Annotated in this window: 10 protein-coding genes, 1 tRNA gene and 1 pseudogene; 11 read left to right on the top strand and 1 reads right to left on the bottom strand. The window is 61.3% G+C overall.

Annotation, left to right across the window (positions count from 1 at the left end; all coding sequences use genetic code 11):
- The first annotated feature begins 13 nt into the window (after positions 1-13).
- The 11 genes and pseudogenes from AD659_RS07925 (at position 14) to AD659_RS07875 (ending at position 11,965) form a co-directional block, all read left to right on the top strand.
- Positions 14-739, top strand: a complete 726-nt coding sequence (locus tag AD659_RS07925; RefSeq protein WP_053120012.1) for an urea amidolyase associated protein UAAP1 — start codon at positions 14-16, stop codon at positions 737-739.
- A gap of 11 nt (positions 740-750) precedes the next feature.
- The gene (locus tag AD659_RS07920; protein WP_053120010.1) at positions 751-1,392 is read left to right on the top strand and encodes an urea amidolyase associated protein UAAP2; all 642 of its coding nucleotides are present in this window, start codon (positions 751-753) and stop codon (positions 1,390-1,392) included.
- 300 nt (positions 1,393-1,692) lie between these two features.
- Entirely contained in the window at positions 1,693-5,373 is a 3,681-nt protein-coding gene (gene uca / locus AD659_RS07915; RefSeq protein ID WP_053120008.1) for an urea carboxylase, read from the top strand.
- Positions 5,374-5,395: 22 nt separating this feature from the next.
- Complete coding sequence (gene atzF, locus AD659_RS07910) at positions 5,396-7,174, top strand: allophanate hydrolase (RefSeq protein ID WP_053120006.1); 1,779 nt, start codon at positions 5,396-5,398, stop codon at positions 7,172-7,174.
- 247 nt (positions 7,175-7,421) lie between these two features.
- Positions 7,422-8,039 (top strand): annotated as a pseudogene (locus AD659_RS07905) (GGDEF domain-containing protein); the annotation flags it as partial.
- Complete coding sequence (locus tag AD659_RS07900) at positions 8,032-8,250, top strand: cysteine-rich CWC family protein (protein WP_053120002.1); 219 nt, start codon at positions 8,032-8,034, stop codon at positions 8,248-8,250. The pseudogene AD659_RS07905 and the gene AD659_RS07900, both read left to right, overlap by 8 nt.
- Positions 8,251-8,285: 35 nt before the next feature.
- Positions 8,286-8,978, top strand: coding sequence for a pseudouridine synthase (locus tag AD659_RS07895; protein WP_053119997.1), 693 nt, complete (start codon positions 8,286-8,288; stop codon positions 8,976-8,978).
- Between the two features lie 310 nt (positions 8,979-9,288).
- The gene (locus AD659_RS07890; RefSeq protein ID WP_053119995.1) at positions 9,289-10,173 is read left to right on the top strand and encodes an alpha/beta fold hydrolase; all 885 of its coding nucleotides are present in this window, start codon (positions 9,289-9,291) and stop codon (positions 10,171-10,173) included.
- 162 nt (positions 10,174-10,335) lie between these two features.
- A tRNA-Gly gene (locus AD659_RS07885) sits at positions 10,336-10,409 on the top strand.
- 141 nt (positions 10,410-10,550) lie between these two features.
- Positions 10,551-11,117, top strand: coding sequence for a hypothetical protein (locus AD659_RS07880; RefSeq protein ID WP_053119993.1), 567 nt, complete (start codon positions 10,551-10,553; stop codon positions 11,115-11,117).
- 548 nt (positions 11,118-11,665) lie between these two features.
- Positions 11,666-11,965 (top strand): DUF3077 domain-containing protein, encoded by a 300-nt coding sequence (locus tag AD659_RS07875; RefSeq protein ID WP_053119991.1) that lies wholly within the window; start codon positions 11,666-11,668, stop codon positions 11,963-11,965.
- A gap of 145 nt (positions 11,966-12,110) precedes the next feature.
- On the opposite strand, the gene AD659_RS07870 is transcribed toward AD659_RS07875, so the two are convergent.
- The coding region (locus AD659_RS07870) for a beta strand repeat-containing protein (protein WP_156330582.1) at positions 12,111-15,305 on the bottom strand (3,195 nt) is incomplete at its 5' end.

Below are 15,305 nucleotides of genomic sequence, written 5' to 3'. Positions count from 1 at the left end.
AAGGAGCTTTTTCATGACCGATTCGATCCAGCTGTTTCCCCCCTTCGCCGAAGAGCTGCTGCCCGGTGGCGGCCACCGTTCCTTCGCGCTCAAGCGCGACCAATTGCTGCGCCTGACCGACCTGCGCGGCGGGGCCAACGTGAGCCTGACGCTGCTCAACGCCAACGAGAAAACCGAACGCCTGAACCTGCCCGACAGCCTCAAATGCCAACACACCGCCAAGCTCACCGCCGGCCATTGCCTGTATTCGGACATGGGCCGGGTACTGGCGGCGATCACCGCCGACACCTGCGGCTGGAGCGACAGTCTGGGCGGTGTGCTCTGCGCCGAGGAAGTCGTTGAAAAATACGGTCAGGGCCGCTACCAGGAACTGCGCAACGGCTTCTTTCGCAACGGCACCGACAACCTGCTGGTGGAACTGGGTAAATGGGGGCTGGGCCTGTCCGACCTGCTGATGACCCTCAACCTGTTCAGCCGGGTCGACGTCGACGCGACCGGCCACTTTCACTTCGTCGAGGGCAATTCCAAAGCCGGCGACTACATCGAGCTGTACGCACCGATGGACACCCTGGTGGTGCTGACGGCGCTGCAGCACCCGATGGACCCGAACCCGCAATACGCCCCGCAACCGCTCAAGCTCAGTTGGATGAACGCCGACGCCAGCGTCGCCGAACATTGCCGCCAATCGCGCCCGGAAAACCTGCGCGGCTTCATCAACACCGACCGCCTGTTCGCCTGAGGATCGTCGCCATGTCACTCGCCATCGCCACCGCACACAAACAACCCGAGACCGCCGTCTACCGCGCCACGATTCCCGCCGGGGAACCGTGGCTGACCGAGGTCAAGGCCGGCCAGACCCTGCGCATCCTCGACCTGGAAGGCAACCAGGCGGTCGACACGCTGTTCTACAGCCTGGCCAACCCCAAGGAACGCTATGACGTACAGCGCACCCTGCGCCGGCAGAACAGCGTCTACCTGAGTACCGGCAGCGTGCTGTATTCCAACCTTGGCCACCCGATGCTGACCATCGTCGAAGACACTTGCGGGCGCCACGACACCCTCGGCGGCGCCTGCGCCCAGGAAAGCAACACCGTGCGCTACGCCCTGGAAAAGCGCCACATGCACAGCTGCCGCGACAACTACCTGCGGGCCTGCGTCCATGACGGTCGGCTGGGCAAGGGCGACATCGGACCGAACATCAACTTCTTCATGAACGTGCCGGTGACCGCCGACGGTGGCCTGACCTTTGAGGACGGGATCTCGGCCCCGGGCAAATACGTCGACCTGCGGGCGGAAATGGACGTGATCGTCCTGATCTCCAACTGCCCGCAACTGAACAACCCCTGCAACGCCTACAACCCCACCCCTGCGGAGCTGTTGATATGGAACTGAAACTCGCGCGTCTGCGCCGCTGGCTGTTCGCGTTGTGCCAGAGCCGGTCGGGGCAGTGCATCAAATAGCACTAACACCTACAACCTCATGTGGGAGCGGGCTTGCTCGCGAAAGCGGTCCGACAGTGACATTGATGTTGACTGACACAGCGCTTTCGCGAGCAAGCCCGCTCCCACAGGGTTCAGCAGTGTTTGTAAGGTTGATTATTTCGCTCACGGGGACGACCCCGTCGGCCATCGAAAACTGCGGGACGGCCCGCATCCCAGTTCAGGCAGCACACAGGCCTGAGGGGGCAATGCCATGTTCGAAAAAATCCTCATCGCCAACCGTGGCGCCATCGCCTGCCGCATCCTGCGCACCTTGCGCGAACTGAAGGTCGAAGGTGTCGCGGTGTATTCCCAGGCCGACGCCGCCAGCTTGCATATCCAGCAGGCCGATGAAGCTCACTGCCTGGGCGAAGGGGCGGCGGCCGGTACTTACCTGGCGGTGGACAAGCTCCTGGCGATCGCCAAAAGCAGCGGCGCGACCGCAATCCATCCCGGCTACGGTTTCCTTTCGGAGAACGCCGCCTTCGCCGAAGCCTGCGAAGCCGCCGGTATCGCCTTCATCGGCCCGACGCCCGAGCAACTGCGCGTGTTCGGCCTCAAGCACACCGCCCGCGACCTGGCCCGCCAGCACGGCGTACCGCTGCTCGAAGGCACCGAACTGCTCGACAGCCTCGACGCCGCCCTATTGGCGGGTACCCAGCTCGGCTATCCGGTGATGCTCAAAAGCACCGCGGGTGGCGGCGGCATCGGCATGCGCGTGTGTCGCAGCGCTGCCGACCTGAGCGAATCCTTCGAAGCGGTCAAGCGCCTGGGCCAGAACAACTTCAGCGATGCCGGGGTGTTCATCGAAAAGTACATCGAACGGGCGCGGCATCTGGAAGTACAGGTCTTCGGCGACGGTCTGGGCCAGGTGATCGCCCTGGGCGTGCGCGACTGCTCGGTGCAACGGCGCAACCAGAAAGTCCTCGAAGAAACGCCAGCGCCGAACTTGCCCGAGGGCATGGCCGAGGCACTCTGCGCAGCGGCGATCCAACTGGCCCTGGCCGTGAACTACCGCAGCGCCGGCACCGTGGAGTTCGTGTTCGACAGCGACGCCGGGCGCTTCTACTTCCTGGAAGTGAACACTCGCCTGCAAGTCGAGCACGGCGTCACCGAGCAGGTGTGGGGTGTGGACCTGGTGCGCTGGATGGTGCAACTGGCGGCCGGTGATCTGCCACCCTTGAGCGAGCTGGGCCGGGGTTTGAAAGCCGAGGGGCACGCGATCCAGGCGCGCCTGTATGCCGAAGATCCGGGCCGGGATTTCCAGCCAAGCCCGGGGCTGCTCACCGCTGTGGAATTTCCCCAGGCCGACGGCAAAGCTCTGCGCATCGATACCTGGGTCGAGGCCGGCTGCCAGATTCCGCCCTACTTCGACCCGATGATCGCCAAGGTCATTCGCTGGGCGCCGACCCGCGAACAGGCGCGCCTGGGCCTGCACCAGGCACTGGACGACAGCCTGCTGTACGGCGTCGAAACCAACCGCCACTACTTGCAACAGATTCTCCTCGACGCGCCGTTTGCCAGCGGCCAGCCCTGGACCCGCTGCCTGGAAACGTTGGTCTATCGCGCCAACACCGTCGAAGTGCTCAGCCCCGGCACCCAGACCAGCGTCCAGGATTATCCCGGCCGCCTCGGTTATTGGGCGGTGGGAGTGCCGCCGTCGGGACCGATGGACAGCCGTTCGCTGCGCCTGGGCAATCGCCTGCTCGGCAACGAAGAAGGCGCGGCGGCCTTGGAAATCACCATGAACGGGCCGCTGCTGCGTTTCAACTGCGCTGCCCGGGTGGCGGTGACCGGTGCGGTGATTGGCCTGACGCTCGACGGCGAAGCCGTCCCGATGAACACCCCTTTGTCGATTGACGCCGGCTCTACCTTGGCAATCGGCAACATCTCCGGTGCCGGAGCACGCAGCTACCTGTGCCTGCAAGGCGGCGTACAGGTGCCGGATTACCTGGGCAGTAAAAGCACCTTTACCCTCGGCCAGTTCGGTGGTCATGGCGGCCGCGCGTTGTGCACCGGTGACGTGCTGCACCTGACGGCGCTGGACAAGCACTCGATGTTGGCGCCGACGAGCGCACCGATGCTGGATCTGCCGAGCGTGCGGCAGATCCGCGTGATCTACGGTCCCCATGGCGCGCCCGAATATTTCACCGAGCGCTACATCCAGACCTTCTTCGACACGGCCTGGGAAGTGCACTTCAACTCCAGCCGCACCGGGGTCCGACTGATCGGGCCGAAACCCGAATGGGTCCGCGCCGACGGTGGCGAGGCGGGGCTGCATCCGTCCAACATCCATGACAACCCCTACGCCATCGGTGCCGTGGATTTCACCGGCGACATGCCCGTCATCCTCGGCCCCGACGGCCCGAGCCTGGGCGGTTTCGTCTGCCCGGTGACGGTGATCGAAGCGGACCTCTGGCAGTTGGGGCAGCTCAAGGCGGGGGACAAGGTGCGGTTTGTGCCGGTGGACTTGAAGACTGCCCGCGCGTTGGCAATGGATTTTCCTGGTGGCGAGGGAGCTTGCTCCCGCTCGAGTGCGCAGCGCTCGCCAGACAATATACCTGCCGCTGAAAAGTTGGGGCCGCTGCGCGCCCCAGCGCGAGCAAGCTCGCTCGCCACAGATTCATGTGATAAACAAATATTGGTGTCGCCTGTGGTGTTGGATATCGGCCGAGACGATACCCGGCTGGTTGCTCGCCTGGCCGGCGACACCCACCTGCTGCTGGAAATCGGCGCCCCCGAACTGAACCTGGTGCTGCGCTTTCGCGCCCACGCCTTGATGCAGGCCTTGGAACAAAAACAACTGCACGGCGTGATCGACCTCACGCCGGGCATTCGCTCGCTGCAAGTGCATTATCAACCCGAGCAAATGCCCCTGGCCGATCTGCTGAACATCATCGTCGGTGAATGGGGCACGGTGTGCGCCGCGCAGGACCTGCAAGTGCCCTCGCGCATCGTCCATTTGCCGCTGTCCTGGGATGATCCGGCCTGTCAGTTGGCTATCGAAAAGTACATGACCACGGTGCGCAAGGACGCGCCCTGGTGCCCGAGCAACCTGGAATTCATCCGCCGCATCAACGACCTGCCCAACCTCGACGAAGTACAACGCACGGTGTTCGACGCCAGCTATCTGGTGATGGGGCTCGGGGACGTCTACCTCGGCGCGCCGGTCGCCACGCCGCTCGACCCGCGCCACCGACTGGTGACCACCAAATACAACCCGGCCCGGACCTGGACCGCGGAAAACTCGGTGGGCATCGGCGGCGCCTATATGTGCGTGTACGGCATGGAAGGGCCTGGCGGCTATCAGTTCGTCGGGCGCACGTTGCAGATGTGGAATCGGTATCGGGACGTCGCCGCCTTCGACGGCAAGCCCTGGCTGTTGCGGTTCTTCGACCAGATCCGCTTCTACCCGGTCAGCGCCGATGAACTGCTGCACATCCGCCGCGAATTCCCGCTGGGCCGCTTCGACCTGAAGATCGAGCACAGCCAGCTCAACCTCGCTGACTACCAGCATTTCCTCGCGCAGGAAGCCGACAGCATCGCCGCGTTCCGACAGCAGCAACAAGGCGCCTTCGACGCCGAGCGCGAGCGTTGGATCGCCAGTGGCCAGGCGCATTTCGACAGTGAAGAGCCGGCCATCGCAGCCAGCGAAGATTCGCCGCTGACTGACGGTCAACTGAGTGTCGACAGCCACATCGCCGGCAACCTCTGGCAGGTGCAGGTCGACGTGGGCGCGCGGGTCGCCGCTGGTGATGTGCTGGTCATTCTGGAGTCGATGAAAATGGAAATCCCGCTGCTTGCACCCTCGGCCGGCGTCGTGCGCGAGGTGCGCGTCCAGCCCGGTTCGGCGGTGCGCGCCGGACAGCGCGTCGTGGTGCTGGACCGTGACTGAACTCAATCAAAGGATTAACACCATGAACCTCTCTCTTCGCTTGGACGACCTGCGCACCACCTACCGCAGCGGCGAACTGACGCCACGCCAACTGCTGTTGGGACTAAGGGAAAAAGCCGCGGCGCTGAACCCGGACTATCACCTGTTCATCCACCTGCTGACGGCCGAGCAACTGGAACCCTACCTGGCCGCGTTGGAAAGCCGCGACCTGGAGAGCCTGCCCTTGTACGGCGTACCGTTTGCCATCAAGGACAACATCGACCTGGCCGGTATTCCGACCACGGCAGCCTGTCCGGCGTTTGCCTACGTGCCAGACCGCTCAGCGACCATTGTCGAACAGTTGCTGGCACTGGGCGCGATCCCCCTGGGCAAGACCAACCTCGACCAATTCGCCACTGGCCTCAATGGCACCCGCTCGCCCTACGGCGCCTGCCGTAACAGCGTGCTGGCCGATTACCCGGCCGGCGGTTCGAGCGCTGGCTCGTCGCTGGCCGTGGCCTTGGGCGTGGCGAGTTTTGCCTTGGGCACCGACACCGCCGGCTCCGGTCGGGTGCCCGCGGCGCTCAACAACCTGGTGGGGTTGAAGGCCACCCTGGGGTTGATCTCCACAGCGGGTGTGGTCCCGGCTTGTCGCACCCTGGACTGCGTCACCACCTTCACGGCGACGGCGAAGGAAGCCAGCCAGCTCTTGGCGCTGACGGCCCGGCCAGACCCTCGTGACGATTACAGCCGCTACAACCCGCAGTGGAACGACGGCGCCGCGTTCGGCGCGCCGCGGCGCTTTCGTTTCGGCGTACCGCGCCAACAGGACTTGGAGTTTTTCGGCTGCCAGGAAGGTCCGCACCTGTTTCAGGACGCCATCGACCGACTCGAACGCCTGGGCGGTGAAGCGGTGGAACTGGACTTGTCGCCGTTCCTGGAAGCCGCACGGCTGCTGTATGAAGGCCCCTGGGTAGCCGAACGCTACAGCGTTGCCGGCCCCTTGATGGCGCGCGAGCCGGAAGCCGTACTGCCAGTCATCCGCGCCGTCCTGGCGAAAGCACCTACGGTGGATGCCGTGCAAACCTTCCGCGCCCGCTACCGTTTGCAAGCGCTCAAAGCCCGATGCGACAGGCTCATGGACACGCTTGATTGCGTCCTCACTCCGACCATCGGCCGTCCGGTGACCCTCGCCGAACTGGCCGCCGAACCCGTGCTGCGTAACTCCGAGCTGGGTTACTACACCAACTTCATGAACCTGCTGGACTACGCCGCCGTCGCTGTTCCCACTGCGTTCATGGCCAACGGCTTGCCTTGGGGCGTGACGCTGTTCGGTCGAGCCTTCACCGATCAATACCTCTTGAGCGTGGCCGATGCCTTGCAACGCCAAGAGGACACGGCCTTGTTCGTGCCAGCGAACCCGGCGCGCCACGACCGGGCGCGGCTGGTCGTGTGTGGCGCGCACCTGGACGGACTGGCGCTGAACTGGCAACTCAAGCAACGCGGTGCGCGCCTGATCGAGTCCACCCAAAGCTCACCGGACTACCGCCTCCATGCCTTGGCCGGCGGCCCACCCTTGCGTCCCGGCATGGTTCGGGTCCGCGAAGGCGGTGTAGCGATCGAGGTCGAGGTCTGGGAACTGCCGAGCAGTGAACTGGGCTCGTTCCTGACCGGCATCCCCGCACCGTTGGGACTGGGCAAGGTGCAACTGGCCGATGGCCGCTGGGAAAGCGGATTCATCTGCGAGTCGTATGGCCTGGACGGCGCACGGGACATCAGTCACCTGGGCGGATGGCGGGCTTACCTAGCTACACGTCAGTAAACAGTACCCTGTGGCGAGGGGATTTATCCCCTCGCCACAATCAAACCTGCAAATCCGACTGTCTTTTCCCACAACGCCACTAAACTGATTTCATTGGGTCTGCGCCAAGGGAATCGCCATGTCGCTCCGTTCGCCGTTGTATTCCCAGCGCAAGCCGCTCCTGGCCGTGGTGGCGCTGCTCGGTACAGGTTTTCTGATCATTACATTGCTGGGCTATTACGCAGCCCATGTCTCGGTACGCGAACACATTCTCAAGACGCTGTACGTGAACCTGCTGATCGGCCTGCTCGTGACGCTGGCGGTCCTGGCCATCCTTTATCGGCTAATCAACAACTACCAGCAGCGCATCGACGCCCAGGCCACCCTCGACGGCCTGACCGAACTGCCGAACCGCCGAGGCTTCGACCTGCTGGCGGTGCAGGCCCTGCATGAAGCCCAGCGCGAGCCCAAACCCTTGACGGCGCTGCTGGTGGAACTGGACGACTTCAAGCGGCTGGACACCACCCACGGTCATATCGCCACCGATCAACTGCTGAGCGGATTCGCCCGCGACCTGACCGAAAGCCTGCGGCATTCAGACATCGTCTGTCGCTGGAGCACCGATGCCTTTGTCGTCCTGCTCAAGGACACCGATGGACAGACCGGTCTGAAAATCGCTGAGAAAATTCGTCAGCACATCGAAAAGCAGCGTTATTTCTGCAGTGGGAAACAATTGCAGGTCACCGTCAGCCTCGGCCTGACCACCTTGCAGGACGAAGACACCTTGCACAGCCTGCTGTCGCGGACCGATCATGCGCTGCAACGCGCCCGGCAAACCGGGTGCAACCGAACCTGCGTGGAAATGCCTCACTCCAGTTATGAATAAACCCGACCTTTGCCCAGCCTGCGGCGGCACCAACGACTGCACCCTGGCCGACCCACGAACCGCCGACCGGGCCTGCTGGTGTTACGGCGTGAGCATCGACCCGGCCGTGCTCGAAGCATTGCCGGCCGAGCTGCGGGATCAGTCCTGCCTGTGCCCACGCTGCGCCCGTGTCGAAGCCCAGTTGCGCGCCAAGCCCCAGCCAATCGCGTAAGATGCCCGCCCTCCACCGCCCTGCCTGAACTGCCCATGCGCGTCGACCGTTTCCTCAGTAACCTGCCGCGATTCAATCGCCAACAAGTGCGCCTGTTGCTGGTGGAACGCCGGGTGCGAATCGACGGCCAGACCGTCAGCGATCCCCATGCACCGGTACGTGAATTCAGTCGCGTCGAAGTCGACGACGAAGTGCTGCAAACAGGCCGCCCGGCGCGCTACTTCATGCTGCACAAGCCGCCCGGCTGTGTCAGTGCCACTCGCGATCCACAACACCCCACCGTCCTCGACTGGCTGGACGAGCCGGACAAGGACGACCTGCACATCGCCGGGCGCCTGGATTTCAACACCACCGGGCTGATGCTGATCACCAATGATGGAACCTGGTCCCGACGCCTGACCCAACCGCAGACCAAACTGCCCAAGGTCTACTACGTCGAAACCGAGCACACCATCACCGACGAATATGCCGACACCTTCGCCCGCGGCCTGTACTTCGCCTTCGAAGACCTCACCACCCAGCCCGCAGAACTGACGCTGCTGGGGGAGAAATCGGCGCGTTTGAGCATCGTTGAAGGGCGCTACCACCAGGTCAAGCGCATGTTCGGCCACTTCAACAACAAGGTGCTGCGCCTGCACCGCGAGCGCATGGGCCCGCTGGTGCTGGACGCCCATCTCGAGCCTGGCCAATACCGCGCCTTGAGCCCCGAAGAAATCCATCTCATCTGAGCCCACGACCGCTGGGCAGAAGTGTCGAACAATTTTCCGATAGGGACTTGCGCAACGGTCGCCCCCCTGCTTGAATCAAACCGTCGGCCGAAATGTGACCGACGAGTCACCTCATACCTCTAAGAAACTTTTTGCCGGCGGGAACCCTCAGGTTCCGCCTTATCCGCCCGGCAAACTGCCCGCCATAACAATACCCGTCGACCGGCTGTCATGGATCGACATGGGCCTTATCTTCCAGGCGTATGCCTACCTGTCACATTGCCCGTGCAATCTCATTGCGCGCATACCCGCTTGCCAGGAGTCTTATGACATGAGGCCAGAAATCGCTGTGCTGGATATACAGGGTCAGTATCGGGTTTACACGGAGTTCTATCGCGCAGACGCCGCACAAAAGACCATCATCCTGGTCAACGGCTCAATGGCCACCACCGCGTCGTTTGCACAGACCGCCAAAAACCTCTACCCGCAATTCAACGTCGTGCTGTACGACCAGCCCTACGCGGGCAAGTCCAAGGCCCACAATCGGCACGAGAAAATGCTGACGAAGGAGATCGAAGGGCAGATCCTCCTGGAACTGATCGACCACTTCGCCGCCGAGCACGTGTTGTCGTTTTCCTGGGGCGGCGCCGCCACTCTGAGCGCCCTGGCCCAGCGGCCACGACGCATCGAAAAAGCGGTGATCAGTTCGTTCTCGCCGGTGCTCAATGCGCCGATGCGCGACTACCTGGAGCGTGGTGTGGATTACCTCGGCAGCCTGGACGGCGACCGTGTCGGTCACTTGGTCAACAGCACCATCGGCAAGCATCTGCCGCCGCTGTTCAAGCGCTTCAACTATCGCCACGTCAGCAGTCTGGCCGAGCATGAGTACGGGCAGATGCACTTCCACATCACCGACGTGCTCCACAGCGACCAGCAGTGCTACGTCAACGCGGCCAAGAAAATCAACGTGCCGGTGCTGTTCCTGAACGGCGAATGGGACGAATACACCTCCGCCGCCGACGCCAGGCTCTTTGCCAACCACGTCGAGCACAGCACCTTCAGCACGCTGCAAGCCACCGGGCACTTCCTGGACATGGAGCACAAAGCCGCCTGCCGCGACAGCCGCAACGCCTTGCTGGGCTTCCTAACGCCGGAACCCCACGAAAGCCGACCGCGCTACAGCTACGTGCAGGGCTACCATGCACTGGCCATCTGAAACCGAGTCCTGGCGAGCAAGCCCCTTCCCGCCCCTTCAGCACAGGGGCTTGCCCGCCAACGACCGCTCTGGTTTGAGGCTAGCGTAGACGACTGGCCGCATGCGATGTGAAGAAAAACTTCAAATCCGTGCCCACATCTGGTACAAAGTCAGCCGCTCTGAGCGGGTGTCGTATAATGGCATTACTCCAGCTTCCCAAGCTGATAACGAGGGTTCGATTCCCTTCACCCGCTCCAATCGAATTCTGCTCCCGCGTCGTATGTTGTTTTGGCGAGGGATTAAAAAACCGGCTCTTGGTGGCCGGTTTTTTTTGGTCTGGAGTTTGTGGGAGTTGCGCCCCTGAGGTTCACACCGAGTACCTATGAAGGAGAGCAAGGATGCACCTGATTGACTCATATCTGCCTACGTATCAGTTCAGTGAATTGCATACGGTGGACATCCCCGTAGACCCTTCCCATGCCATGGCGGCAATCCTCGCCCACCGTCCCGAAGACGACCGTTTTTTTCGGTATGCAATCAAGCTTCGCGAACTCCCCATGCGCCTGCTGGGTCGATCTCCGCATCCAGGCACTGATCAACGCGCTTCATTTGGCATGGATAATTTCACGTTGCTTCAGCGCAACGGCGACGTAGAGGTCGCCTACGGGCTCGCCGGCAAACTGTGGAAAGCCGACTACGGCCAAGTCGTTGTCGCGGATGACGAAGCGTTCGAGCTATTCAATGAGCCGGGGAATGTGAAGCTGGTCATCAGTTTCAGCTGCCAGTTGCTGCGACCGGGCTTGACGAGGGTCACCACGCAAACGCGGGTGCATTGCCTCGACGCTGATGCGTTGCGAAGTTTTACGTCGTATTGGTATTTGATTCGCCCGGTCAGTGGGCTTATCCGTCGGCGCATGCTGAAGGCTATTGCGAGGCGTTGCGCAGCCTCACAACGGGGCCTTTGAAGGAAAAACAACAGCCTGAGAATAAATGAATCCCGTGGCGAGGGAGCTTGCTCCCGCTTGAGTGCGAAGCGCTCACAAGAGGGGCTGCTGCGCAGCCCAGCGGGAGCAAGCTCCCTCGCCACGTATCGCATGACCCCAGGGGAGATTTGTAGGCAAAATCCGAGAATTGCGTAGGGGGGGGCGCTTACTTTGCTTTTCGGCGAGTTTTCGCCTTGTTGCCCTTGTCCTTCGATGGCTACTCTCCAGACGTCGCTGCAAATCAGCGATCGGGCTTGGAAACCCGTGAGTCACGAAACCGCACGCCTCATAAGTGCAGAGGTAGTTTTACGCCTGTAAACTTGTGTTTTTGGCGGCTGTGCGTGGGACGCCTCTGGGCGTGCCGGTTTCCTTGACTCCCGGTTTCCAACCTGCGCACAGCTGCCACCCATTCGCTTGGAACGAAAGTGGCAGCTCCAGACGTCAAGGAGCTAGACAATGCACAGCAACTCGCTTTTCGATCATTCGTTCAACTCTCGGCCTCACTACCTCGTCATCAACGGAGGCAGGCTATGAACGAAGATACGACTCTCAAAACCATCGGCTACACCCCCTTCAACTATTCCGCTGATCGAGCACTGTTCCGTGTCAACGGCGGCGTACGCATCCAAGAGACATTGGAACGGGCGTCGGATCTTTTGCATCTCGCTCACCGGCTTGCCGAAGACGCGGCGTTTGAAAAGAGCACCGACCGATACGCCTGGGCTGCGCACTTTTTGTTGGAGATGAGCAAGGCGGTGATTGATGACGTTGTGAAAGTCATTACGCCTAGATCGGAAGTTGAAGTTGGAAAAAAAGCCGAGAAACAATAGATAGACCGTACGTTTGAGAATGGGAGCCGCGAGACTCCCACCTAACGACAAAACAAAAAGCCCCGGTGCTTTTCGCAGCGGGGCTTTTTGTATCTTGGGCGCCTACTTGTGTCGTTCGTTGCTCGGCAAGAACGCTATCTGCTGTTTAGGAAAACAGATCATTGGCAAATTGGTTAACGCCCGACAGAGTGATGAGCTGCATATCAGCTGTCTGGATCTGTTCGATGGTGTCGTAACCTGCATACCAATCCTTGAGGCGCACACCTTCTTCCGGTGTCTGCCCTGGAGCGAAGCTTGATCGGTGCAGATAGAGGTCATCACCGATGCGATCAGCCAACAGTTCAGAGCTGCTGATATATGACAAAACCAATTTGTCGCCGCTGCTGATGCCGTCGTCCTGAATCGTCACTAACGTTGGAGTATTGATGGTATAGGTATCGTCACCCTCACCACCGTTGGCAAAACCATCGTTCTGCAATATCAGCCTGTCATCCCCTTGACCTCCTGACAGTGAAAAGTTCACGCCAGTACCGGTCAACAAGTCGTTGCCTTCCCCACCATCAGCCATGCCATGTGCCACAGTGATAACGTCACCTCCGGCCTCACCGTAGGCTTGAGTACCCTCGTCGCTGGCAGCCGTAACGATGGTGTCGTTACCGTTGCCGCCATACAGGATGTCTGCCTGCGGCCCATTCGCCGAACTAGCGACTTTGAAAGACCCTATCGACGAGGTCAGCCCACCGTAGAGGTAATCATTGCCGTCCCCGCCGTCGATGACGTCGTTGCCCCATCCGCCCTCCAGATAATTGACACCCGTGTTTCCAACCAGGACATCGTTGAAGTGACTGCCCAACACGTGTTCGATGTTGAGCAATACATCACCTTCGGCATCGCCACCTTGATTGATTTGAGTCTGCAAGTTGATCGAAACGTCTGTTGTGCTTGTAATGTAAAAAGCACTGTCTAAACCTGCGCGCCCATCGATGACATCTGCCCCGGTTCCACCCAGGAAGATGTCCTTCAGACCAGAGCCCGATAGCGTGTCGCTAAAATTGCTGCCTTGGAACATTTCAATGTTGGCGTAGGTATGACCAGCAGTCTCCCCTGTGTTAGAGCCGTTGGTCAGGTCGATCGTCACCGCGCTGTCAGACTGTTCGTAAGTGACTAGATCCACGCCACCCGCGCCATCCTGCATCATGGACGAACTACCGCCATAGAAAATGTCGTTGAAATTCGATCCCCTGATCACCTCGATCCCGGTGTAGGTGTCACCTGCCGCGATCCCGGAATGCACACCCGTCTTGAGGTTGATGCTCATGGCGTCTTTGCTGTCGAGATAGCCCGCGATGTCAGAGCCGGCACCGCCGATGAACTGATCCGCACCCGCGCCACCGAACAGTGTGTCGTTACCCGAACCGCCGGTAATGATGTTGTCGCTGTCGTTGCCATAACCGGTGAATGCGCCAGTGCCGACGTAGGTCAAGCGCTCGACGTTGGCCGCCAGGACCGTGCCGCTGGGATTGAGCGTCGACACGCGGACTTCATCGTCGCCGCCACCGGCCTGTTCGATGATGGTGGGGGTGTACCCCATGCCGATGTTGTAGATGTCGTCGCCGGCGCCCCCTTCCAGCCGTACCCCTGTGACGATGCTGTACGGACCGGCGGAGAGCACGTCATTGAAGGCGGAGCCTATGACGGTTTCGACAGCCGTTAAAATAGTGCCTTCGGCATCTCCGCCCGTTCCTGCGGTTCCCGTCCCGAGACGGACATTGACGTTTACCCCGGCAGTCGAGCCCGAGTAGTCGACCGTGTCGACCCCGGCACCGCCGTCAAAATCGATACCGCTACCATCACCAATAAAGGTGTCGTTGAAATTCGACCCTCTGATCACCTCGATCCCGGTGTAGGTGTCACCTGCCGCGATCCCGGAATACACACCCGTCTTGAGGTTGATGGTCACCGCTTCTTTGCTATCGGTATAACCCGCTACGTCATAGCCAACACCGCCGATGAACTGATCCGCACCCGCGCCACCGAACAGTGTGTCGTTACCCGAACCGCCGGTAATGATGTTGTCGCTGTCGTTGCCATAACCGGTGAATGCGCCAGTGCCGACGTAGGTCAGGCGCTCGACGTTGGCCGCCAGGACCGTGCCGCTGGGATTGAGCGTCGACACGCGGACTTCATCGTTGCCGCCACCGGCCTGTTCGATGATGGTGGGGGTGTACCCCATGCCGATGTTGTAGATGTCATCGCCGGCGCCCCCTTCCAGCCGTACCCCTGTGACGATGCTGTATGGACCGGCGGAGAGCACGTCATTGAAGGCGGAGCCTATGACGGTTTCGACAGCTGTTAAAATAGTGCCTTCGGCATCTCCGCCCGTTCCTGCGGTTCCCGTCCCGAGACGGACATTGACGTTTACCCCGGCAGTCGAGCCCGAGTAGTCGACCGTGTCGACCCCGGCACCGCCGTCGAAATCGATACCGCTACCATCGCCAATAAAGGTGTCGTTGAAATTCGATCCTCTGATCGCCTCGATGTCGGTGTAGGTGTCACCTGCAGCGATCCCGGAATGCACGCCCGTCTTGAGGTTGATGGTCACCGCTTCTTTGCTGTCGGTATAACCCGCGATGTCAGAGCCGGCACCGCCGATGAACTGATCCGCGCCCGCGCCACCGAACAGTGTGTCGTTACCCGAACCGCCGGTAATGACGTTGTCGCTGTCGTTGCCGTAACCGGTGAATGCGCCAGTGCCGACGTAGGTCAGGCGCTCGACGTTGGTCGCCAGGACCGTGCCGCTGGGATTGAGCGTCGACACGCGGACTTCATCGTCGCCGCCACCGGCCTGTTCGATGATGGTGGGGGTGTACCCCATGCCGATGTTGTAGATGTCGTCGCCGGCGCCCCCTTCCAGCCGTACCCCTGTGACGATGCTGTACGGACCGGCGGAGAGCACGTCATTGAAGGCGGAGCCTATGACGGTTTCGACAGCCGTTAAAATAGTGCCTTCGGCATCTCCGCCCGTTCCTGCGGTTCCCGTCCCGAGACGGACATTGACGTTTACCCCGGCAGTCGAGCCCGAGTAGTCGACCGTGTCGACCCCGGCACCGCCGTCAAAATCGATACCGCTACCATCACCAATAAAGGTGTCGTTGAAATTCGACCCTCTGATCACCTCGATCCCGGTGTAGGTGTCACCTGCCGCGATCCCGGAATACACACCCGTCTTGAGGTTGATGGTCACCGCTTCTTTGCTGTCGGTATAACCCGCGATGTCAGAGCCGGCACCGCCGATGAACTGATCCGCGCCCGCGCCACCGAACAGTGTGTCGTTACCCGA

Origin of the sequence: Pseudomonas thivervalensis, from assembly GCF_001269655.1 — a bacterium.
Taxonomy (GTDB): domain Bacteria; phylum Pseudomonadota; class Gammaproteobacteria; order Pseudomonadales; family Pseudomonadaceae; genus Aquipseudomonas; species Aquipseudomonas thivervalensis.
Note: the sequence above shows the minus strand (reverse complement) of the source record. Positions and strands in the feature narration are given on the sequence as shown.

Coding starts and splice junctions, on each gene's coding strand:
- AD659_RS07925 (WP_053120012.1), top strand. CDS start 14: ATGACCGATTCGATCCAGCTGTTTCCCCCCTTCGCCGAAGAGCTGCTG.
- AD659_RS07920 (WP_053120010.1), top strand. CDS start 751: ATGTCACTCGCCATCGCCACCGCACACAAACAACCCGAGACCGCCGTC.
- uca (WP_053120008.1), top strand. CDS start 1,693: ATGTTCGAAAAAATCCTCATCGCCAACCGTGGCGCCATCGCCTGCCGC.
- atzF (WP_053120006.1), top strand. CDS start 5,396: ATGAACCTCTCTCTTCGCTTGGACGACCTGCGCACCACCTACCGCAGC.
- AD659_RS07900 (WP_053120002.1), top strand. CDS start 8,032: ATGAATAAACCCGACCTTTGCCCAGCCTGCGGCGGCACCAACGACTGC.
- AD659_RS07895 (WP_053119997.1), top strand. CDS start 8,286: ATGCGCGTCGACCGTTTCCTCAGTAACCTGCCGCGATTCAATCGCCAA.
- AD659_RS07890 (WP_053119995.1), top strand. CDS start 9,289: ATGAGGCCAGAAATCGCTGTGCTGGATATACAGGGTCAGTATCGGGTT.
- AD659_RS07880 (WP_053119993.1), top strand. CDS start 10,551: ATGCACCTGATTGACTCATATCTGCCTACGTATCAGTTCAGTGAATTG.
- AD659_RS07875 (WP_053119991.1), top strand. CDS start 11,666: ATGAACGAAGATACGACTCTCAAAACCATCGGCTACACCCCCTTCAAC.